Annotated in this window: 19 protein-coding genes, 2 pseudogenes and 1 riboswitch; of the genes and pseudogenes, 10 read left to right on the top strand and 11 right to left on the bottom strand. The window is 70.1% G+C overall.

What is annotated here, in order from left to right:
- Window positions 1-566 precede the first annotated feature (566 nt).
- Both KBY47_RS08255 and KBY47_RS08250 read right to left on the bottom strand, forming a co-directional pair.
- On the bottom strand, window positions 567-1,967 hold the full coding sequence (locus KBY47_RS08255) for a trehalose-6-phosphate synthase (protein ID WP_210920307.1): 1,401 nt from the start codon (window positions 1,965-1,967) through the stop codon (window positions 567-569).
- Window positions 1,968-2,029: 62 nt separating this feature from the next.
- Window positions 2,030-2,974 carry a glucosyl-3-phosphoglycerate synthase gene (locus KBY47_RS08250; protein ID WP_210920306.1) on the bottom strand — a complete coding sequence of 315 codons (945 nt, stop codon included), beginning with the start codon at window positions 2,972-2,974 and terminating at the stop codon, window positions 2,030-2,032.
- A 161-nt stretch (window positions 2,975-3,135) separates the two neighbouring features.
- Window positions 3,136-3,295, top strand: a riboswitch (SAM riboswitch).
- An 18-nt stretch (window positions 3,296-3,313) separates the two neighbouring features.
- Here KBY47_RS08250 and thrC point away from each other — a divergent pair.
- The 6 genes from thrC to KBY47_RS08220 all read left to right on the top strand — a co-directional run bounded on the left by thrC (window position 3,314) and on the right by KBY47_RS08220 (window position 9,214).
- The gene (thrC, locus tag KBY47_RS08245) at window positions 3,314-4,597 is read left to right on the top strand and encodes a threonine synthase (protein ID WP_210920305.1); all 1,284 of its coding nucleotides are present in this window, start codon (window positions 3,314-3,316) and stop codon (window positions 4,595-4,597) included.
- Window positions 4,594-4,869, top strand: coding sequence for a MoaD/ThiS family protein (locus KBY47_RS08240; RefSeq protein WP_108707492.1), 276 nt, complete (start codon window positions 4,594-4,596; stop codon window positions 4,867-4,869). Before thrC ends, KBY47_RS08240 begins: the two co-directional genes overlap by 4 nt.
- Window positions 4,870-5,309: 440 nt before the next feature.
- A complete protein-coding gene (locus KBY47_RS08235; RefSeq protein ID WP_004986573.1) occupies window positions 5,310-5,513 on the top strand; it encodes a cold-shock protein in 204 nt (67 codons plus the stop codon).
- A gap of 387 nt (window positions 5,514-5,900) precedes the next feature.
- Window positions 5,901-7,523 (top strand): chaperonin GroEL, encoded by a 1,623-nt coding sequence (gene groL / locus KBY47_RS08230; protein ID WP_210920304.1) that lies wholly within the window; start codon window positions 5,901-5,903, stop codon window positions 7,521-7,523.
- A gap of 268 nt (window positions 7,524-7,791) precedes the next feature.
- A complete protein-coding gene (locus KBY47_RS08225) occupies window positions 7,792-8,916 on the top strand; it encodes an NADH:flavin oxidoreductase (protein WP_210920303.1) in 1,125 nt (374 codons plus the stop codon).
- A gap of 64 nt (window positions 8,917-8,980) precedes the next feature.
- Window positions 8,981-9,214 (top strand): hypothetical protein, encoded by a 234-nt coding sequence (locus KBY47_RS08220; RefSeq protein WP_247694386.1) that lies wholly within the window; start codon window positions 8,981-8,983, stop codon window positions 9,212-9,214.
- 58 nt (window positions 9,215-9,272) lie between these two features.
- On the opposite strand, the gene KBY47_RS08215 is transcribed toward KBY47_RS08220, so the two are convergent.
- From KBY47_RS08215 to KBY47_RS08205, 3 genes are all read right to left on the bottom strand, one after another.
- Entirely contained in the window at window positions 9,273-9,842 is a 570-nt protein-coding gene (locus KBY47_RS08215) for a hypothetical protein (RefSeq protein ID WP_210920302.1), read from the bottom strand.
- A gap of 134 nt (window positions 9,843-9,976) precedes the next feature.
- Window positions 9,977-10,495: a DinB family protein gene (locus KBY47_RS08210; RefSeq protein WP_210920301.1), complete on the bottom strand. Its 519-nt coding sequence runs from the start codon at window positions 10,493-10,495 to the stop codon at window positions 9,977-9,979.
- 139 nt (window positions 10,496-10,634) lie between these two features.
- Window positions 10,635-11,108 carry a DUF5707 domain-containing protein gene (locus KBY47_RS08205; protein WP_210920300.1) on the bottom strand — a complete coding sequence of 158 codons (474 nt, stop codon included), beginning with the start codon at window positions 11,106-11,108 and terminating at the stop codon, window positions 10,635-10,637.
- Between the two features lie 516 nt (window positions 11,109-11,624).
- Here KBY47_RS08205 and KBY47_RS08200 point away from each other — a divergent pair.
- A pseudogene (locus KBY47_RS08200) lies at window positions 11,625-12,864 on the top strand (IS256 family transposase).
- Between the two features lie 1,549 nt (window positions 12,865-14,413).
- On the opposite strand, the gene KBY47_RS08195 reads toward KBY47_RS08200, so the two are convergent.
- Window positions 14,414-14,620 (bottom strand): DUF397 domain-containing protein, encoded by a 207-nt coding sequence (locus KBY47_RS08195; protein ID WP_210920299.1) that lies wholly within the window; start codon window positions 14,618-14,620, stop codon window positions 14,414-14,416.
- Window positions 14,604-15,444: pseudogene (locus KBY47_RS08190) on the bottom strand (Scr1 family TA system antitoxin-like transcriptional regulator). Before KBY47_RS08190 ends, KBY47_RS08195 begins: the two are co-directional and overlap by 17 nt.
- A 121-nt stretch (window positions 15,445-15,565) precedes the next feature.
- Here KBY47_RS08190 and KBY47_RS08185 point away from each other — a divergent pair.
- Complete coding sequence (locus KBY47_RS08185) at window positions 15,566-15,934, top strand: hypothetical protein (RefSeq protein WP_210920428.1); 369 nt, start codon at window positions 15,566-15,568, stop codon at window positions 15,932-15,934.
- On the opposite strand, the gene KBY47_RS08180 is transcribed toward KBY47_RS08185, so the two are convergent.
- From KBY47_RS08180 to KBY47_RS08170, 3 genes are all read right to left on the bottom strand, one after another.
- The gene (locus tag KBY47_RS08180; protein ID WP_210920298.1) at window positions 15,912-16,259 is read right to left on the bottom strand and encodes a DUF6336 family protein; all 348 of its coding nucleotides are present in this window, start codon (window positions 16,257-16,259) and stop codon (window positions 15,912-15,914) included. The genes KBY47_RS08185 and KBY47_RS08180 overlap by 23 nt on opposite strands.
- Window positions 16,260-16,338: 79 nt before the next feature.
- Window positions 16,339-17,280: an N-acetylmuramic acid 6-phosphate etherase gene (gene murQ / locus KBY47_RS08175; protein ID WP_210920297.1), complete on the bottom strand. Its 942-nt coding sequence runs from the start codon at window positions 17,278-17,280 to the stop codon at window positions 16,339-16,341.
- Window positions 17,281-17,328: 48 nt separating this feature from the next.
- The gene (locus tag KBY47_RS08170) at window positions 17,329-18,273 is read right to left on the bottom strand and encodes a MurR/RpiR family transcriptional regulator (RefSeq protein WP_210920296.1); all 945 of its coding nucleotides are present in this window, start codon (window positions 18,271-18,273) and stop codon (window positions 17,329-17,331) included.
- 55 nt (window positions 18,274-18,328) lie between these two features.
- On the opposite strand from KBY47_RS08170, the gene KBY47_RS08165 reads away from it, so the two are divergent.
- Window positions 18,329-18,709 carry a hypothetical protein gene (locus tag KBY47_RS08165; protein WP_210920295.1) on the top strand — a complete coding sequence of 127 codons (381 nt, stop codon included), beginning with the start codon at window positions 18,329-18,331 and terminating at the stop codon, window positions 18,707-18,709.
- The gene (locus KBY47_RS08160; protein WP_210920294.1) at window positions 18,706-18,972 is read left to right on the top strand and encodes a DUF4031 domain-containing protein; all 267 of its coding nucleotides are present in this window, start codon (window positions 18,706-18,708) and stop codon (window positions 18,970-18,972) included. The genes KBY47_RS08165 and KBY47_RS08160 overlap by 4 nt, the downstream gene beginning before the upstream one ends.
- Here KBY47_RS08160 and KBY47_RS08155 read toward each other — a convergent pair.
- Window positions 18,969-19,559 carry a Uma2 family endonuclease gene (locus tag KBY47_RS08155; RefSeq protein ID WP_210920293.1) on the bottom strand — a complete coding sequence of 197 codons (591 nt, stop codon included), beginning with the start codon at window positions 19,557-19,559 and terminating at the stop codon, window positions 18,969-18,971. The genes KBY47_RS08160 and KBY47_RS08155 overlap by 4 nt on opposite strands.
- Window positions 19,560-19,610 lie beyond the last annotated feature (51 nt).

Genomic DNA, 19,610 nt, shown 5'->3' with positions numbered 1-19,610 from the left:
GCCGGTGTCCGTCCGGTGAGTGGCTTGCGTGGCGCTGTCCGCCGGGGGGTGGGTCGGGGCCGCGCCGGGGGGTGTCCGTCCTCGGAACCGCGCGGGCTGCCAACTGGGTCCTTACCGGGGTTTTCCGCGCGAACCACTGCGGGCGGACACCCCCCGACACGTCCCCTTCCGCCGTACGGCGCCTGCACCCCGTCGTTCGCTGCCGTAGTCGCGGGGCAGTCTCCGCTTAGCTGCGGGCAGTCGTGCCGCTGGGGGCGGCTCCCACCGGGCAGCGGTGCTGACTCTGCCCTAGCTGCGGGCGGTCGTGCCGCTGGGGGCGGCTCCCACCGGGCAGCGGTGCTGACTCTGCCCTAGCTGCGGGCGGTCGTGCCGCTGGGGCGGTGCCCACCCTGGCGGCGGGCCGCATCCGCCCCAGCTGCGGGCAGTCGTGCCGCTGGGGCGGCACGGGTGGGCGCAGCGGCACCCCGGTAGCGCCGGGCTGCGCGGCCCACCCCGACGGTTCCCCGGTGTAGCGGTATCCGCTCGTGCCGGGTTGCGCAGCGCCCCCGACGGCAGCCCCCGTGGGCTCAGGACTTCAGTTCGTTCAGTTGGTCCAGGAACCAGCGGGCCGGCGGCAGTGCCGTCGCTGCCGCCGCGAGGCGCTTCGCGCGGTCGGCGCGTTCCGTGGGCGGCATCGTGAGGGCCGTATGGAGCGCCTCGGCCGTCTGGACGACGTCGTACGGGTTGACGACGATCGCGTCCTCGCCCAGCTCCTCGTACGCGCCCGCCTCCCGGGAGAGCACCAGCGCGCAGCCCTCGTCGGAGACGACGGGGACCTCCTTGGCGACGAGGTTCATGCCGTCGCGGATGGGGTTGACCAGCGCGACGTCGGCGAGACGGTACGCCGCCAGGGAGCGGGCGAAGTCGTCCTTGACGTGGAGGACGACCGGCGTCCAGCTCGGGGTGCCGTAGGCGTCGTTGATGGCCCGGGCCACCCGCTCGACCTCGGCGGTGTAGTCGCGGTACACCGCCAGGTCCTGCCGGGACGGGTACGCGAAGGCGACGTGGGTGACGCGGTCGTGCCACTCGGGGCGGGTGTCGAGGAGGTGCCGGTAGGCGTGCAGGCCCCGGACGATGTTCTTGGACAGTTCCGTGCGGTCCACGCGGACGATCGTGCGGCGGGGCGTGCCGTCGGGTGCCGTGCCGATCTCGGTGCGGAGGGCTGTCATCCGGTCGGCTACGTCCGGCTGGTGGGCGCGGTCCCGTAGGAAGTCCGCGTCGGCGCCCAGGCCGTGCACACCGATGCTGGTGTCGCCGAGGCCGTCGGTGAAGGCGTCGCAGCAGGCCTTGAACGCGTCGGCCCAGCGGTGGGTGAGGAAGCCGAGGCGGTCGGCGCCCAGCATGCCGTGGAGGATCTGGGCGGCGATGTCGTCGGGGAGGAGGCGGAAGTACTCGGGGGGCGCCCAGGGGGTGTGGGAGAAGTGGCCGATGCGCAGGTCGGGGCGGAGGGCGCGGAGCATTCCGGGGACCAGGGTGAGGTGGTAGTCCTGGATGACCGCGGTGGCGTCGGGGGCCGCTTCCTCGGCCAGGGCTTCGGCGAAGGCCCGGTTGTAGGTCTCGTACGACGTCCACTGACGGCGGAAGTCCGCGTCGAAGGAGGGTTCCAGGGGCGTCTGGTACAGCATGTGGTGGACGAACCACAGGACCGAGTTGGCGATGCCGTTGTAGGCGTCGGCGTGAATGGGCGGTGGGATGTCCAGCATGCGGACACCTGGTTCACCCGTTCCGCGGCGGATCGCCTCGCGGTCGCCGTCGGTCAGCGCCGAGCACACCCAGAGCGCGTCCGCGTCGGGGCCGATCGCGGAGAGGCCGGAGACGAGCCCGCCGCCGCCGCGTCTGGCGTGCAGCGAGCCGTCCTCGTCCACCTGGTAGGAGACCGGGCCGCGGTTGGACGCGACCAGCACCTGTGCAGCCTGCGTGGAAGCCATACGCCTCAACCTAGCCCGGGGTGGAAACGCTCAAACGTGCGGTTTGCCACCCGCGGGTCGTCTCAGGCCACCTTGCGGGACGCGTACTCCGCGATCTCCACCATCGGCGGGCGTTCCTCCGTGTCGACGGAGTAGGTGCGGGGTTCGAAGCCGTCCTCGCCGCGCTCGAACTGGGTGAGCGAGGGGCGGATCAGATGGCCGCGGGCCAGGCGCAGCTGGGCCGTGCGGTAGATCGCCGCTGACATCCGGCCGAGCGCCTGGCCGTCCTGGTGGCGGTGCTTGCGGACGCCGACGTCCACCTGAGCGAGGGCGTCGAGGCCGACCAGGTGGAGGCTGTCGACCAGCATGCCCAGTTCGACGCCGTAACCGACGGGGAAGGGGAGCTGTTCGAGGAGGCTGCGGCGGGCCGCGTACTCACCGCCGAGCGGCTGGACGAACCCCGCGAGCTGCGGCCAGTGCATGTTGAGCAGCGGGCGGGCCATCAGCTCGGTGACCCGGCCGCCCTGACCGCCGGTCCCGGCGAGGGGACGGTCGTACATGCCCTTGACCAGGTCGACGTCGGGGTCGGTGAGGAGGGGGCCGACGATGCCGGAGACGAAGTCGGCGGAGAACTCCTTCAGGTCGGCGTCGATGAAGCAGACGATGTCCCCGGAGGTGGCCAGCAGGGAGCGCCAGAGGACCTCGCCCTTGCCGGGGACGGTGGGGATGCGGGGCAGGATCTCGTCGCGGTGGACGACCGTGGCGCCCGCGGCGGCGGCCACCTCGGCCGTGCGGTCGGTGGAGCCGGAGTCGACTACGACGATCTCGTCGACCAGGGGGCGCCGCTCCACGAGGTCACGGCGGATGACGGCGACGATGTCGCCGACCGTCTCCTCCTCGTTGAGCGCGGGCAGCACGACACTGACCGTCTGGCCCGTGGCGCGTTTGGCGGCCAGGATCTGGTGGAGCGGGCGATCGGTCTTGGACCAGGAGCGGGTGCTCAGCCAGCGCTCGACTTCTTCCAGCACAGTGGGCGGCTCCTCACGGGTCGATCAGGTGGTCACGGTGGTGGTGTGATCCATCTCGCGGTTCGGACGTCTATCTCAACTGTCCTGGCCTTCGGTTACAGTCTTGAACAACGCGGATGACCATCGCATGTCGGGGGTCGTCGGCGTTCACAACCGCATACCGCTCATCCAGAGGGGCAGAGGGACACGGCCCGTTGAAGCCCCGGCAACCCTCCAGTCGGTTCTCGTACCGGTCGATGGCGACCGTTCTCAGCGAGGCTCCCGGCTAGGGAAGGTGCCAAATCCGTCTCACGGCGAGATGCGTCGTGAGGAAGATGAGGAGAAAGGGCCTCGCCTCACATGGCTGTGCAGACTGTCGCACCCCACCCCACCAGCAGTGTCGATCTCGGTCCCGCCGCCGCTCTGTCCTGTCGCGAGTGCGGGCACCGGGTGCCGCTCGGCCCCGTGTTCGCCTGCGAGGAGTGTTTCGGGCCGCTGGAGATCGCCTACGACTTCTCCGCGTACGAGGCGGAAGAGCTTCGTCGGCGGATCGAGGCGGGCCCCGCGAACATCTGGCGTTACGCGCCGCTGCTGCCCGTTCCGGCCGATGTCGCCGACAAGCCGAATCTGAATCCTGGGTGGACCAAGCTCGTCAAGGCCGACAACCTGGCCCGGGAACTGGGCGTCACCGGCGGGTTGTACGTGAAGGACGACTCCGGCAACCCGACCCACTCCTTCAAGGACCGGGTGGTCGCGCAGGCGCTGGAGGCGGCCCGTGCCTTCGGGTTCACGACCCTGTCGTGCTCGTCCACCGGGAACCTGGCGGGGGCCGTGGGTGCCGCCGCCGCGCGTGCCGGGTTCCGGTCCTGCGTGTTCATCCCGCACGACCTGGAGCAGGGCAAGGTCGTCATGGCCGCCGTCTACGGCGGTGAACTGGTCGGCATCGAGGGCAACTACGACGACGTCAACCGCTTCTGCTCCGAGTTGATCGGCGATCCGGCGGGGGAGGGCTGGGGGTTCGTCAACGTGAACCTGCGGCCCTACTACGCGGAGGGGTCGAAGACCCTGGCGTACGAGATCTGTGAGCAGCTCGGGTGGCGGCTGCCCGATCAGATCGTGGTGCCGATCGCTTCCGGGTCGCAGCTGACCAAGATCGACAAGGGGCTGCGGGAACTGGTCGAGCTGGGGCTCGTCGAGGACCGGCCCTACAAGATCTTCGGGGCGCAGGCGCTCGGGTGTTCGCCCGTGTCCACCGCCTTCAAGGCCGGGCACGACGTCGTGCGCCCGCAGAAGCCCGACACCATCGCCAAGTCGCTGGCCATCGGCAACCCGGCCGACGGCCCCTATGTGCTCGACATCGCCCGGCGCACCGGGGGTGCGGTCGAGGACGTCACCGACGAGCAGGTCGTCGACGCGATCAAGCTGCTCGCCCGGACCGAGGGCATCTTCGCCGAGACGGCGGGCGGTGTGACGGTCGGCGTGACGCGCAAGCTGATCGAGAACGGGGTCCTCGACCCCACGCTGACCACCGTCGTCCTCAACACCGGTGACGGTCTGAAGACCCTTGACGCGGTGGCCGGTACCGGTCTGACCGCGACCATCCGCCCCAACCTGGAGTCGTTCCGAGAGGCAGGCCTCGCATGAGCGTGACCGTTCGCATCCCCACCATCCTGCGCACCTACACCGGAGGCCGGGCCGAGGTCGCGGCCGAGGGCGCGACCCTCGCCGAGGTCATCTCGGACCTGGAGAAGAACCACACCGGGATCGCCGCCCGCGTCCTGGACGACCAGGGCAAGCTGCGCCGGTTCGTGAACGTGTACGTCAACGACGACGACGTGCGCTTCGAGCAGGGGCTGGAGACGGCCACGCCGGACGGCGCGGGCGTGTCGATCATTCCGGCGGTGGCCGGAGGCTGACCCCGGACGGCTGTTACTTTCGGTAACGCCGATTACGGAATGTTTGTCGTATTGCCCTCTCCGCAAGAGAAGCGGAGGGGGCAATTCCGTGTGGTTGAGCACGGTACAGTTGGGGAACGGGTCGCCTTCCCCGCGTCGAACACATAGAGCTTCCGGCTCCATGTGCGATAAGAAGTAGCCAAAGTGTGCGCCACTTTTGCGCCATTCGATCCTTTTGTCGGGCCCGACTTGCCCTGGGATCTGGGGAATTCTTCGTAAATTCCGGACCGGTGCTGCCCGGATTTCTCGTCCGATTGACCTGTTGCAGACGGCAGTTGGACAGATACATTCAGCCGCGGTCGACGCGTTCCGGCGCACGCCCCCAATCCATGGGGGGTGAGGTCTGACCCGGATCCGCGAAGTGTGGATCTGTGCAAGGGCCAGTAATAGGGGAGTTAGGCATGGCTCAGGGCACCGTCAAGTGGTTCAACGCGGAGAAGGGGTACGGCTTCATCGCGGTCGACGGTGGTGCGGACGTCTTCGTCCACTACAGCGCGATTCAGATGGACGGTTACCGCACCCTGGAAGAGGGCCAGCGGGTCGAGTTCGAGATCTCGCAGGGCCAGAAGGGTCCGCAGGCCGACATGGTTCGCGTCACCGCCTGAACATCTTCCGACGAAGGGCCCGTACCCGCGGCAGTCGCCTGCCGCGGGTACGGGCCCTTCGGCCTGTCCGGGGGCGGGCGAGGGGCCCGGCGGGGGGTTGTTCGCCCGGCGCGGAGCGCCCCGTCCGGACCCCGGTAGCCGCTTGCGCCCACCCGTCGCCCGACCACCACCCCTCAACGAGCCCGCTTCGCGGGCGCGCCTTGCACTCGGATGGGGAGAGTGCTAATCATTGCGTTAGCACTCTGAAGGTGAGAGTGACAAAGAAGGACCGGGTCGGTGAGGCCGCAGGCCAGGTGGGGCAAGGAACCACACGGCAGGCGAGCCGTCCGTCGCGGGCGCGGGCGCGGTCCGAAGGAATCACCCCCAGTCCTGGAGGGACCACTTCACATGGCCAAGATCATCGCGTTCGACGAGGAGGCGCGGCGCGGCCTCGAGCGCGGCATGAACCAGCTCGCGGACGCCGTGAAGGTGACGCTCGGCCCCAAGGGTCGCAACGTCGTCCTCGAGAAGAAGTGGGGCGCCCCCACGATCACCAACGATGGTGTCTCCATCGCCAAGGAGATCGAGCTCGAGGACCCGTACGAGAAGATCGGCGCCGAGCTGGTCAAGGAAGTCGCCAAGAAGACGGACGACGTCGCCGGTGACGGTACGACCACCGCGACCGTCCTCGCCCAGGCCCTCGTCAAGGAAGGCCTGCGCAACGTCGCCGCCGGCGCCAACCCGATGGCCCTGAAGCGCGGCATCGAGAAGGCCGTCGAGGCCGTCTCGGGCGCCCTGCTCGACCAGGCCAAGGAGGTCGAGACCAAGGAGCAGATCGCCTCCACCGCCTCCATCTCCGCCGCCGACACCCAGATCGGTGAGCTGATCGCCGAGGCCATGGACAAGGTCGGCAAGGAAGGCGTCATCACCGTCGAGGAGTCCCAGACCTTCGGTCTGGAGCTCGAGCTGACGGAGGGCATGCGCTTCGACAAGGGCTACATCTCCGCCTACTTCGCGACCGACATGGAGCGCATGGAGGCGTCGCTCGAGGACCCCTACATCCTCATCGCGAACTCCAAGATCTCCTCGGTCAAGGACCTGCTCCCGCTGCTGGAGAAGGTCATGCAGTCCGGCAAGCCGCTGCTGATCATCGCCGAGGACGTCGAGGGCGAGGCCCTGTCGACCCTCGTCGTCAACAAGATCCGCGGCACCTTCAAGTCCGTCGCCGTCAAGGCCCCGGGCTTCGGTGACCGCCGCAAGGCCATGCTCGGCGACATCGCCATCCTCACCGGCGGCGAGGTCATCTCCGAGGAGGTCGGCCTCAAGCTGGAGAACGCGTCCCTGGACCTCCTGGGCCGCGCCCGCAAGGTCGTCATCACCAAGGACGAGACCACCATCGTCGACGGTGCCGGCTCCGCCGACCAGGTCGCCGGTCGCGTGAACCAGATCCGCGCCGAGATCGAGAACAGCGACTCCGACTACGACCGCGAGAAGCTCCAGGAGCGCCTGGCGAAGCTCGCGGGCGGCGTGGCCGTCATCAAGGCCGGTGCCGCCACCGAGGTCGAGCTGAAGGAGCGCAAGCACCGCATCGAGGACGCCGTGCGCAACGCCAAGGCGGCCGTCGAGGAGGGCATCGTCGCCGGTGGTGGCGTGGCCCTGCTCCAGGCCTCCCAGGTGTTCGAGAAGCTGGAGCTGGAGGGCGACGAGGCCACCGGTGCCGCCGCCGTCAAGCTGGCGCTCGAGGCCCCGCTGAAGCAGATCGCCGTCAACGCCGGCCTCGAGGGCGGCGTCGTGGTGGAGAAGGTCCGCAACCTCACCCCGGGCCACGGCCTGAACGCCGCGACCGGTGAGTACGTCGACCTGGTCAAGGAAGGCATCATCGACCCGGCGAAGGTGACGCGTTCCGCGCTCCAGAACGCCGCGTCGATCGCCGCCCTGTTCCTCACCACCGAGGCCGTCATCGCCGACAAGCCGGAGAAGACCGCCGCGCCCGCCGGTGGCGGCATGCCGGGCGGTGACATGGACTTCTGATCCTCCTGAGGATCACGGGTCCACCGCGTACGACGCCGAGGGCGGCCCTCCTGGAGACAGGGGGCCGCCCTCGGGCGTTTCGGTTTCCGCGTGCGAGCGTTCTGTTTCCGTGCGCGGGTTGTTCGGTGACGTCGTTCGGTGACGTCGTTCGGCGATGTGCAGGGGGCGGGCGGAATGCGTGAGCGCTGACGACGGTTGAGCCGTAAGCAACCTATGCATGTGCATAAGATGCTGAGGGATCGAACCGTCGTCGTCACCAGGAGTCCGTATGAGCACCGCGCCGCCCACCTCGCGCGCCGCCGAGATCCTCTCCCGACCGACCACGATCAACGGTCTGACCCTGGCCAACCGCATCGTGATGGCCCCCATGACCCGCCAGTTCTCCCCGGGCGGCGTCCCCGGCGCGGACGTGGTCTCGTACTACGCCCGCCGCGCCGCCGCGGGCGTCGGCCTGATCGTCACCGAGGGCACCTACGTCGGCCATGAGTCGGCCGGGGAGAGCGACCGCGTCCCCCGCTTCCACGGGGACGAACAGCTGGCCGGGTGGGCGAAGGTCGCCGAGGCGGTGCACGCGGCGGGCGGTCGGATCGTGCCGCAGCTGTGGCACATCGGCATGGTGCGGGAGGCCGGGAAGCCGCCCTACCCGGACGCCCCGGCCATCGGCCCGTCCGGCCTGCGCCTCGGGGCGACCGAGCCCACCGGCAAGGTGATGACCCGGGCCGACATCGACGCGGTGATCGAGGCCTTCGCCGACGCCGCGGCGGCCGCCGAGCGCACCGGCTTCGACGGGGTCGAACTGCACGGCGCCCACGGCTACCTCATCGACCAGTTCCTGTGGGCGGGCACCAACCGCCGCACCGACTCCTACGGCGGTGACCCCGTCGCCCGCACCAGGTTCGCGGCGGAGATCGTGGCGGCGGTACGCGAGCGGGTCAGCCCCGAGTTCCCGGTGATCTTCCGCTACTCGCAGTGGAAGCCGGAGGCCTACGACGAGAAGCTGGCCGGGACCCCCGAGGAACTGGAGGCCATCCTCACCCCGATCGCCGCGGCCGGCGTCGACGCTTTCCACGCCTCCACGCGCCGCCACTGGCTGCCGGAGTTCGAGGGCTCCGACCTCAACCTCGCGGGCTGGACCCGCAAGCTGACCGGCAGGACCACGATCACCGTCGGCTCGGTCGGCCTCGACGGCGACTTCCTGCGGGCGTTCCGCGGGGAGGGCGCCCCGGTGGGCAGCCTCGACGGCCTCCTCGACCGGCTGGAGCGGGACGAGTTCGACCTGGTGGCGGTGGGCCGGGCGCTGCTCCAGGACCCGGAGTGGGCGGCGAAGGTGCTCGGCGGGCGGACGGAGGAGCTGCGCCCGTACGACGCGGGGTCGCTGCGGACGCTGAGCTGAAGTCGGGCTGGGCTGAGGGGGCTGGGCTGAGGGGCTGGGCGCCGCGAACAGCCGCAACACCCTCATGCGCTCCCTCGGCACCTCCACGGCCAGCGCGGTCGCCGGGGTGATCCTCGCCCAGATGACGACGTCCTTCGGCCCGGTGCCGGTGCCCACACAGGACGGCTTCCGTACGGTGCTGGCGGTCGGCGCGGGCGCGGCGCTGCTGGCGTTCGCCGTGGCCGCGTTCGTCCCGGGGCAGCGGGCGGTGGCGGTCCCGGTGGGCCGTACGGAGGAGAAGGTGGCGGTGGGCGGATGACGGGCCGTGGGCGGTCAGCGGGTCGTGGGCGGCTAACGGGCCGTGGATGGTCAGCCGCTCACAGGTTGCCCATAGGCTCGATGTCGACGCGCACCGGGGTGCCCCACACCCGCAGCACCTCGTAGTCGGTGAACTCGTGCACCAGCCGGTACGCCATCGCGGGCCGCGAGCCACGCCGCTGGGCCGCGATGTACAGCTCGGCCTCCCGGCGGTCGCGGCGCGGGGTCCCGCACAGCTGCCACTCCTGCCCGTTCCACAGCTCCGGCAGCCAACGCTGCTGGGGCTGGGGGCGGTCGCCACGGGTGCCGTAGCGGGAGGGAGCGGACTCGGTGCGCTGGTGCTGGGCGGCGGGCCCGTTGAACTCCGCCCGCCGGGCCGCCCGACGCCGGGTCTCGCAGAGCAGACACAGGTCGGGGGCGCTCTCGTCGACGGGCCCCGTGGGGTGCTCGGCGCACCGGGTACTGGGCGGCGCGCTGGCCACGCTCTCCTCCAGCAGATCCAGCGCACGCTTCAGATCCGCCTTCACCTCGTGCAGCTTGGCGTCCGGGGTGTCGGCGGTCAGCGCGTCGCCGTGTTCCCCGAGGAGACGGAGGGCGCGGCCTAGGGCGGTGAGCTGGGCGTGGTTCATGGGTCAATGGTCACATTGGGGAGCGGGGGAGGGGAGGGGCCGCTGTCTTCTCGGCCCCGGCCCCCGCCCCCCGCTCTCCTCTTGGCCCGGCCCCCCTCCCCCTCTCCTCTTGCCCCTCGTCCCCTCTCGGGAACTCAGCCCATCGTCTTCGCGCCGTCCAGGGACTCCCGGATGATGTCGGCGTGACCCGCGTGCTGCGAGGTCTCGGCGATGATGTGCAGCAGCACCCTGCGGGCCGACCACTGGGCGCCCGGCTCGAACCAGGGGGCCTTGGGCAGCGGGTGGGCGGCGCTGAGGTCGGGCAGCGTGCGGACCAGCTCGTCCGTCCTGCGGGCGACCTCGGCGTACGCGTCGAGCACACCGGCCAACGTGTCACCCGGCAGCATCCGGAACTCGTCGGCCCGGCGGGCGAAGTCGGCCTCGGTCATCGAGTCGAAGTCGCCCATCGCGGAGGGGCCCTCGACGATGAAGTTGGCCCAGCCGCGCTCCACCGACGTCACGTGCTTGATCAACCCACCGAGGCACAGCGCACTGACCGTGGTCTGCTTCCCGGCCTGCTCGTCGGTGAGGTCACGGGTGGTGAAGCGCAGGAAGTCGCGGTGCTTGGCGAGCGTTTCCAGCAGGTCGGTGCGCTCGTCGGGGGTGGTGGTCATGGCCTTGTCCTCCGTGGAGAGTTTTCTTCCGTCGGTCGAGACATGACGGTAGGCGTCGAGTAGGTCAGATCCTGTCCGCCTTGGCCGGAGGGGGCTGGGGTTGGGTGGGCCGTGGGCTGTGGGCTGTGGGCTGTGTTGGTCAGCCCTCGTTGTGCGTCACCGTGAAGGTGGTGGCCTGGGCGGAGTAGGTCGTGTCGCCGTCCTCTGCGGTGACCAGGACCGCCATGTTCCAGGTGCCGGAGGGCATGCCGGCGGCGTCCTCCTGTGCGTCCATCGGCAGGGTGTAGGTGCAGACCGAGGTCGTTTCCGAGGTGGCCTTGCAGGTGGCGCTCTCCGCGTGCTCCATCTCGGCGGCCGTGGGGTCGAGCTTGGAACTCTTCGGCCAGGGCAGCACCTTCACGCCCTTGATGCCGGAGTCATCGGCCATGGTCGCCGTGAACGTGAAGGTGTCGGTCCCCGGCGTCCCCACCACCACCGAGGTGGCCGAGGCCTTCTCGATCGTCGGTCGCGAAGGAGCGGCGTCGGCCGACCCGACCAGAGCGAAGGTGGCGGCCGCCGCGCCGCCCAGTACGGCGACACCGGCGAGCGAAGAGACCAGCAGACGTGCGGACATGGAATCCCCCTGAGAGAAGCTGAGTCAGCGAGTGAACGCGCTGTTCACTGACCCCATGGTGTGACCCACGGCGCCCCGGCACATGAGTACGCCGACTCATCCGCCAGCCCTCTCCCGACCAGGACGAGGTGAGTACGGGAGCCGCGAGGCTGGGGCAAGACACCCGCCCATGTCACAGGGGCGGAGACCAGGCGTCGTGGAGGGTGAGTTGCTGTGAGAGGTGGTGGGTCGGGTGAGCGTACGGCTGCGAAGTCGCCGTTGGGGCCGCCCGCTTCTTTGCCAGTGTCGTGCTTCCACGACCCGAGTAAAGGGCGCTCCGCTGTCGCTCCGCGTCGGCTTCGGCGATGGCCCTACGGGCGATGGTGTCCCGCCGAGTGGTGTAGCCGGTCAGGGCTGCGGAATGCGCGGAACTCTGCCCGGGGCGTGCATCCGCTGTCGGTCATTGCTCCCTGAACAAGGGCAGGCCATCGCGCAAGTCTCTCTGGTGAACGGCCAGTTCAACCGGAGGAGGACGCGATGGCCTTGTCCCAGTCTGACCTGTTGCGGCTGCTGGAGTCGATACGTACGGCCGACGGTGTTGAGACGATCAGGTCGCTGTGCGAGCATCCTGCAGGAACTCATCGAGGCCGAGGCGACCGAGGCCATCGGGGCCGCCCCGCGTGAGCACTCTGGCGAGCGCACCACCTGGCGCAACGGACACCGCGAGAGGCTGCTGACCACGCAGGCCGGCGATCTGGACCTGAAGATCCCCAAGGTGCGGACCGGATCGTTCTTCCCCTCGCTGCTCGAGCGGCGCCGGCGCATCGACCGGACCCTGTTCGCCGTGGTCATGGAGGCATACGTGCACGGCGTCTCGACCCGCTCGGTCGATGACCTGGTCAAAGCACTCGGTGCGGACAGCGGCATCTCCAAGTCGGAGGTCTCCCGGATCTGCGGTGAGCTGGACGAGGAACTGACCGCGTTCAAGGAGCGGCCGCTGGATCACACCGTGTTCCCCTACGTCTTCCTGGACGCGACCTACTGCAAGGCCCGCGTGAATCACCGGATCGTCTCGCAGGCCGTGGTCATCGCCACCGGCATCTCCGCTACCGGCCACCGCGAGATCCTCGGGCTGATGGTCGGCGACAGCGAGTCGAAGCCGTTCTGGACGAAGTTCCTGCGCTCGCTGCGGGCCCGCGGCCTGGAGAACGTCCAGCTGGTGATCTCCGACAGCCACAGCGGGCTGGTGGCTGCGATCCGCACCGTATTCCTCGGCTCGGCCTGGCAAAGGTGCCGGGTCCACTTCGTCCGCGACGTCTTTTCCGTGATCGAAAAGGGCTCGGCGGAGATGGTCGCCGCGACCATCCGCACGATCTTCGCGCAGACCACCGCCGAGCAGGTCCGCAGCCAGCTGGATGTCGTGGCCGACATGCTCGGACGGCAGTTCCCTCCGGTCAGGACCATGCTGCTGGAGGCGGCCGGAGACATCACGGCGTTCGCAGACTTCCCGCCGGCGCACTGGAAGAAGATCTGGTCGACGAATCCGCTGGAGCGGCTGAACCGGGAGATCAAACGGCGGGCCGACGTCGTCCAGGTCTTTCCCAACCCCGCCGCCCTCGACCGGCTCGCCGCCGCGGTCCTAGCCGAACTCCACGATGAGTGGCAGGTCTTCGACCGCCGCTACCTCTCCGAAGGCTCCATGGCCGAGCTCTTCACCGACAAGCCGACCCCGCAACGGCAGATCCCCGCCGAAGCGGAACCAAGCGAGCTCGACTGATTACACCACTCGGCGGGACGCCATCCTACGGGCCACCCTTGACTCGGCTCGCTCCAGCCCGGGTGAGAAGCGAGCGAGCGGCCCGGAAAGACGGGTGGCCGGGCCGTGTTGGCCATGCGGGTGGGTTGGGTGGTGGGCCGGGGTTGTGGGGGCGCGTCGGCGCCTCGCCAGACGCCGGGTGGGCTCAGCGGCTTGCGGCCCGGTGGGCGGTTGCGCGTTAGGTGGTCGGGGGCACGCCGGGATTGGCTTGGCGGCTATCGGCCGGAGGCGGGTGCGCGCCCGGTTGGTGGGGGCACGCCGGGGTCGGCTCAGCGGCCAGTGCTCGGTGGGGGTGCGCGCCGGGTGGGATCAGCGGCTCCTGCTGGTTGGTGGGCGGGGTGGATTTGTTGGGGCGGGTGTTTGGTCGACGGGCCTCGCTGCTGTGGGGCGCCGGTGCCGCTCCCACTGTCCGTGCCGGTGTCGGTATCCGCGTCTGTGTCGGAGCTTGTGAGGAGTGGGATGCCTGAGGTGCAGGTGGCTGTTGGGATCGCAGGGCGGACCTCTGGAGTCACATCAGCCTCATAAGTGCCCCTTGAAGAGGCGATTGGTGCCTTTGGCTCATGGAGTGTCTGGCCTCCACCCTCTGTGACCTGGGCGTATGTCGTGCTTGGTCAGAGGGCGTGTGGGTCAAAGAGGCCAATTGGCGTCTGGGGCTCTGTCTTGTGGGGTCGGTGAGGTCTGCGTGATGGGTGAGGGCCGTCAGCCCCTGCCTGCTGGCCAGGGTCCGCCCATCCCGGCAAGGTCCCGGTCCCGCCCCGTGCTTCCCCCGCCCACACACAGCCCGGCCCCTCCGATGGTCGCTGAGCCGATCTGGTGTAACCCCGTCCACGGACCGCGCACGCACCACCCGCCCTCCACCGGCCTTCTGCCGCTGAACCGATCCCGGCGTGCCCCGACCGCCTGTCGCGCCCCGAACACCGGGCCCCTAGTCGCCAAGCCTGCCCGGTGTGGCCCGCTCCCCCGGCGCGCACCCGACACCGACGGTCGGTCGCCGAAGCGAGCGTGCTCGGCGACTGCCACCCGCGTCTCCTCACCCACCACCCACCAGCCGAGAGACGCTTAACCGATCCCGGCGTTCTCCCGACCACTGGGTGCGCGCCCGTCATGGGTCGATGGCCGTTGAGCCCTCCCGGCGTGCCGCCACTCACCCGGCGCGCCCCGCCCACCGGCCGCTGGACGCTCAGCCGACCCCGGCGTGCTCCCGACCACCTGACGCGCAACCGCCCACCGGGCCGCAGGTCGCTGAGCCGGCCCGGCGTGCTGGCGAGGCGCCGACGCGCCCCCCAACCCACGCCCACCACGCAGCCCACCTGAAGGGAGAACGGGCCTGGCCACCCGTCTTTCCGGGCCGTCCGCTCGCTTCTTACCCGGGCTGGAGCGAGCCGAGTCAAGGGTCGGCCGGAGGCCGATCGGCGCAGCCGACGCGGAGCGACAGCGGAGCGCCCTTTACTCGGGTCGTGGAAGCACGACACTGGCAAAGAAGCGGGCGGCCCCAACGGTCACTTGGGAGTTACGTGCGCTTGAGGTTGGTTACGAAGGCTGACCAGGGCTCTGTGTGGAAGGTGAGCTTCGGGCCGTCGGGGTTCTTGGAGTCGCGGACCGGGATGAGGGTGGGGTGGGCTTCGGCTACCTCGACGCAGTCGCCGCCGCTTCCGCCGCTGTGGCTGGACTTGCGCCAGACGGCTGCGCTGAAGTCGTAGTCAGGGATGTTCCTCATGCGCGTAATCCTGCGCCAACGCCTCGATCAAGGCTAGGGACTTCTGCGGCGAGAGGGCTGAGGCCGTGAGGAGTTCAACGGTGAACCTCATGCGGGTGACGGTGGCTGGGTCGTCCTCCAAGCGTCCGGTACCGACGCCCTCGAAGTAGACCAAGGGAGGGGCGTCCTCGAAGTCCATCAACTTCAGGGAGCCCTCCATCGAGGTGTGTGCTCCCGCGTCGAACGTCAGGACCTGCACGATGACTCTGCTCTGTCCGGCCAGGTCCACGATGCGGTGCAACGCCTCCGCCATCACCGCTCGGCCACCGGTCTTCCGGCGCAGTGCCGCTTCGTCGATCACGGCCCACAACAGCGGCTTGGTTGGATCATCGAGCAGACGCGTCCGCGCCATCCGGGCTTCCGTTCGCTCGCTGATCGTCTCCTCCGGTGCTGTGGGCTCGTAAGCGCGGTTGACGGCGCGGGCGTATGCCGGTGTCTGAAGGAGTCCGGGGATCAGCGTGGAAGCGTACTGCCGGATCTCCGTGGCAACCGCCTCCGCTTCCGCAGCTTCCGCGAAGTGCTCGGGATAGCGGGACTTGGCCGCCGCGCTGCAATTCCGGCGGAAGAAATCCTCCGTCCCCAGCACCTCATCCAGCATCCGCGCATACTCCGGCTGCATCCGTCGCGTCCCCGCCTCCAGCTGGCCGATGAACGTGCCGCTGACGAACAGTCGTTGGCCCAGTTCCTCCTGGCTGAGGCCTGTCTTCTCGCGGGCGTGGCGGAGTTCTGCTCCCAGTAGCGCGCGGGGGGGAGGAGGACGGGTCGAGGTCCTTCGGTCCTGGCATGTGCAACTCCCGGTCGGACAGAGGAGGTTGTTGGGGCGTCCCGTATGGCCAGGTTAGAGGGGTTGTCGACACGCTGTGTGGTGAACGGTGAACTCTGCGTGGAGAGGTGGGTGTGGTGGGCGTGCGGTCGGCTGATGAGGTTCTGGTGGTTCTGAAGAAGGCGCTCAGGGGGGTCGGGGTCGTGCTGCCGGGGCTTCGGGTCGATGCGGCGCTCGTCGATCTCGGGCGTTGCAACGCGCGTGTCGCCGAGCGGCTGGCGTCGGCGCTGCGTGGGGAGTGGCCGGTTGTCGGCGGCTATGTGGTGGACGAGCGGGACGACAGGCTGGGGGAGGTCATGGGGCACGTCGGCAGGTCCGTGCAGGTGCGGCCGCTCGGGGGTGGGCGTGAGTGGGACTGTCCGCCGGAGGTGTTGCGGCCTGCTCGGCGGGAGGAGGTGTTGCGGGCGCAGGTGCGGTTGGTGAACCGGGTCAGCCGCTGGTCAGGTGGGTGAGGAGGAGTGCCGTGGGGGACAGGGGCAGCGTCACGCCGCCGATGCGCAGGCACGCGGGGGCGATGACCGTGACGCCGGAGGTCTGGCCGGTGAGGGTCCGCCAGTCGCGGAAGCGGCGGATGTCGCCGAGGCAGCACCACCACAGGAACGCCCCTATGACGAGCAGGGTCAGGCCGATGGTCAGGGCGAGGAAGCTGATGGCCGACAGGTGGTCCGGCCGCTCGTCGGGTGGGAGCAGCGGGGCGCTGATCAGGAGGGTGAGGGAAGCCGCCAGGCCGTATGCCGCCCCTCGGCCCAGTACCTCTGCCGGGCGCAGGCGTGGCATGCGTATCCCGTCGTCGTCCGTCTCCCTAGCAGCCCTGACCACGAGCACCCCCCGGCAGTCTCCGTCCCCACCCCTCCCTCTACCCGCCCACCGCCACCGCCAGCGCCTCCCGCAACCTGCCCCCCGAGTCGCGCAGCAGCCGTGCTGCCGTTTCCCCGTCAATCCCCGCCAGTACGACCAGGATCGCGTTCTTCGTCTCCCCGTCGGTCGCCGTCAGGGCCGCCTCGATGTCCGGGTCGTCGGCTCCGGTTGCCAGGGCGACGATGCGGTGGGAGCGGGCGCGGAGCTTGGCGTTGGAGGCGCGGACGTCGACCATCAGGTTTCCGTAGGTCTTGCCGAGGCGGATCATCGTGATCGTGGAGATCATGTTGAGGACGAGCTTCTGGGCCGTGCCCGCCTTGAGGCGGGTGGAGCCGGTGAGCAGTTCGGGGCCGGTGACGATCTCGATGCCGTGGTCGGCGGCGGAGGCGAGGGCGCTGTGCTCGTTGCAGGCGAGGCCGATGGTCAACGCGCCGAGGGTCCGGGCGTGTTCGACCGCGCTCACGGCGTAGGGGGTGCGGCCGGACGCGGAGACGCCCACGACCGTGTCGTCGGCGGTGAGGGCGATCGCGGTCAGGTCGGCGGCGGCGAGTTCGCGGGAGTCCTCGGCGCCCTCGGAGGAGGTGACCATGGCGGAGGGGCCGCCCGCGATGAGGCCGAGGACCTGGCCGGGGTCGGTGTTGAAGGTGGGCGGGCACTCGGAGGCGTCGAGGACGCCGAGGCGGCCCGCGGTGCCCGCGCCCGCGTAGATGAGGCGGCCGCCCCTGCTCATCCGGTCGGCCGTGGCGTCGATGGCGGCGGCGATCTCGGGGAGGCGCCGGGCGACGGCGGCGGGGACGGTCGCGTCCTCGGCGTTCATCAGCCGTGCCACCTCGACGGTGGGGAGGCGGTCGATGTCGGCGAGTTCGGGGCGGAAGGCCTCGGTGGTCAGGGTCTCCAACTGGGCGCGCAGGTCGTGGGGGCCGGAGGTGGATGAGGTCATGGAGAGGCGGCTCTCTTCGACGTGGGTGTCAGTGACGTGCGACGGGGCTCAGCCGCGCGGTGCGCTCCGGTGCCGGTGGGCCAGCGCCTCGTAGGACGCGGAGAGGGCGGGGGCCGCCGTCTCGTAGGTGCGCTGCGCGACGCCCACGAACAGGCAGTCCACGACCAGCAGCTGACTGGTCCGGGAGGACATCGCGGCGGGGCGCAGTTCCGTCTCCCGGGAGGTCGCGGTCGTCAGTACGTGGTCGGCGTACTGGGTGACCGGGGAGTCGGGGCGGCCGGTGATGGCGACGGTCGTGGCGCCGTGTTCGAAGGCGACCCGCAGTGGCTCGATGACGTCGCCGGTGGAGCCGGAGTGGGTGATGGCGATGGCGACGTCTCCGGCGCGCAGTTGTACGGCGTTGGTGACGGCGAGGTGCGGATCGCTGTGGGCGTGCGCTATCAGGCCTATGCGCAGGAGTTTCTGGGTGAGGTCCTGGGCGACGAGGCCGGAGGCGCCGATGCCGTAGACGTCGGTGCGGCGGGCGGTGGCGAGGGCGGCGACGGCGGCGCTGAGCTGGGTGGTGTCGAGGCCCGCGGCGGTGTCGGCGAGGGTCTGCTGTTCGTCGTAGGCGAGTTTCGCCACCACGTCCGCGATGGGGTCGTCCACGGCGATGTCGGTGGTGATGGCGGGCGCGCGGCCGGACTGCTGCTGGGCGGCGAGGCCGGCGAGGGCGAGGCGCAGGTCGCGGTAGCCGGGGTAGCCGAGGAGGCGGGCGGTGCGTACGACGGTGGCCTCGCTGGTGCCGGTGAGTTCGGCGAGACCGGTGACCGTGAGGGCGGCGCAGCCCGCCGGGTCGTTCGCCACGGCCTCGGCGACGCGCTGCATGGAGCGTGTCATGGAGGGGGCGAGGGTACGTACTTTGGCGGCGAGAGCTGCGGGGGCGGGAGGGGACGGGGCCGGGGCGGTCGTGGGCTTCCCCTCCGCGAAAGTTTCCTTCACGTTGCGGTTCACATATGAAAAATATTTCCAGTTCGGTCCGTTGGTCAAGAGTGCGCACAATAGGTGCATGGACCCCATCAGCCCCCTGGAACAGGCTCTGCATGCCGCGCGCGCCCTCGTGCTCGCCGATCTGGTGGCGCGTGAGGTCGCCGAGGCGGACGTGGTGTCGCTGGTGGAGGAGTCCGTCGTGCAGCGGCGCTGGTGGGTCGAGCAGTGGCCGGACGGCGCGGAGTTCCTCGCCGGACTGGTCGCACAGGACGTACAGGACGCCCTGTTGGAGCGGTACGGCCGCTGGCCGCTGTGCCCGGTCTGCGGCACCGGCGACCCGCACGCCCTGGAGGTCGAGCCAGAGCTGGGGCCCGACCCGCACTGGGTCTGCCACCAGGCGGGTGTGAAGGTCGCCGCGGTCGGCGCCCTCGGCGGGGGCGGGGCGTCCGCGTCGTCGTGACCGTCTACATCGACCCGCCCACCTGGCCGGGCCACGGCCGTATGTGGTCCCATCTCGTCAGCGACCGCTCCTTCGACGAACTCCACCGGTTCGCCGAACGGTTGGGCGTGCCCCGCCGCGCCTTCGAACGCGACCACTACGACCTCCCGTCCCACCGCTACGCCGACGCGGTGCGCGCCGGGGCGGTGGAGGTGAGCAGCCGCGAGGTGGTGAGACTCCTCACCGCGGCGGGGCTGCGCAGGCCCAAGGGGCGCAGCGCCTAGGCGCCGGTCGTGCCGGTGGGCGGGGTGAGCGTGTCGAGGTCGAGGCTGATCTCGAAGGGGACGGGACGCTTCAGGGTGCCGCGGAAGATTCCCGCGGGTGCGTAGAGGCTGGTCGGTTCGTCGAGTTCGTAGATGTGGACGACCGGAGCGCCGTGCTCGTCCTCGACGCACCAGTAGTGCGGGATGCCCGCCTCCGCGTACTTGCGCAGCTTGACCGTGCGGTCGCGGTGCGCGGACTCGGGTGAGACGACCTCGATGACGAGCCGCACCTCGTCCGGGGCGTACCAGGTGCGGTGAGGGTCGTAGGGGGCGGTTGTCACGAGGAGGTCGGGTTCCGGCCGGTTGCGCTCGTCGAGCCTTATCGTCATCTCCCGTTCGACCTCGAAACCGGCCGGTGCGGCTTCCATGAGTGTGGTCGTGAGGGCGGTGACGAGGCGGCCGTGCCAGGACCGCTGGGGCGACAGCATGAAGACGAGCGCTCCGTCGATCAGCTCGGTATGGCGGGGCGCCTCGGGGAGGCGGTCCAGGTCCTCCGCGAACCAGCCTTCCGCGCGCGGCGGGCGCATCCAGTCGGGCCGTGCGGTCATGGTTCCCACCGTAGCGACTGGCAATGGCTCAGGCCACGAGATCGTCAACGG

The organism is Streptomyces sp. B93 (assembly GCF_018070565.1).
Lineage (GTDB): Bacteria > Actinomycetota > Actinomycetes > Streptomycetales > Streptomycetaceae > Streptomyces.
Note: the sequence above shows the minus strand (reverse complement) of the source record. Positions and strands in the feature narration are given on the sequence as shown.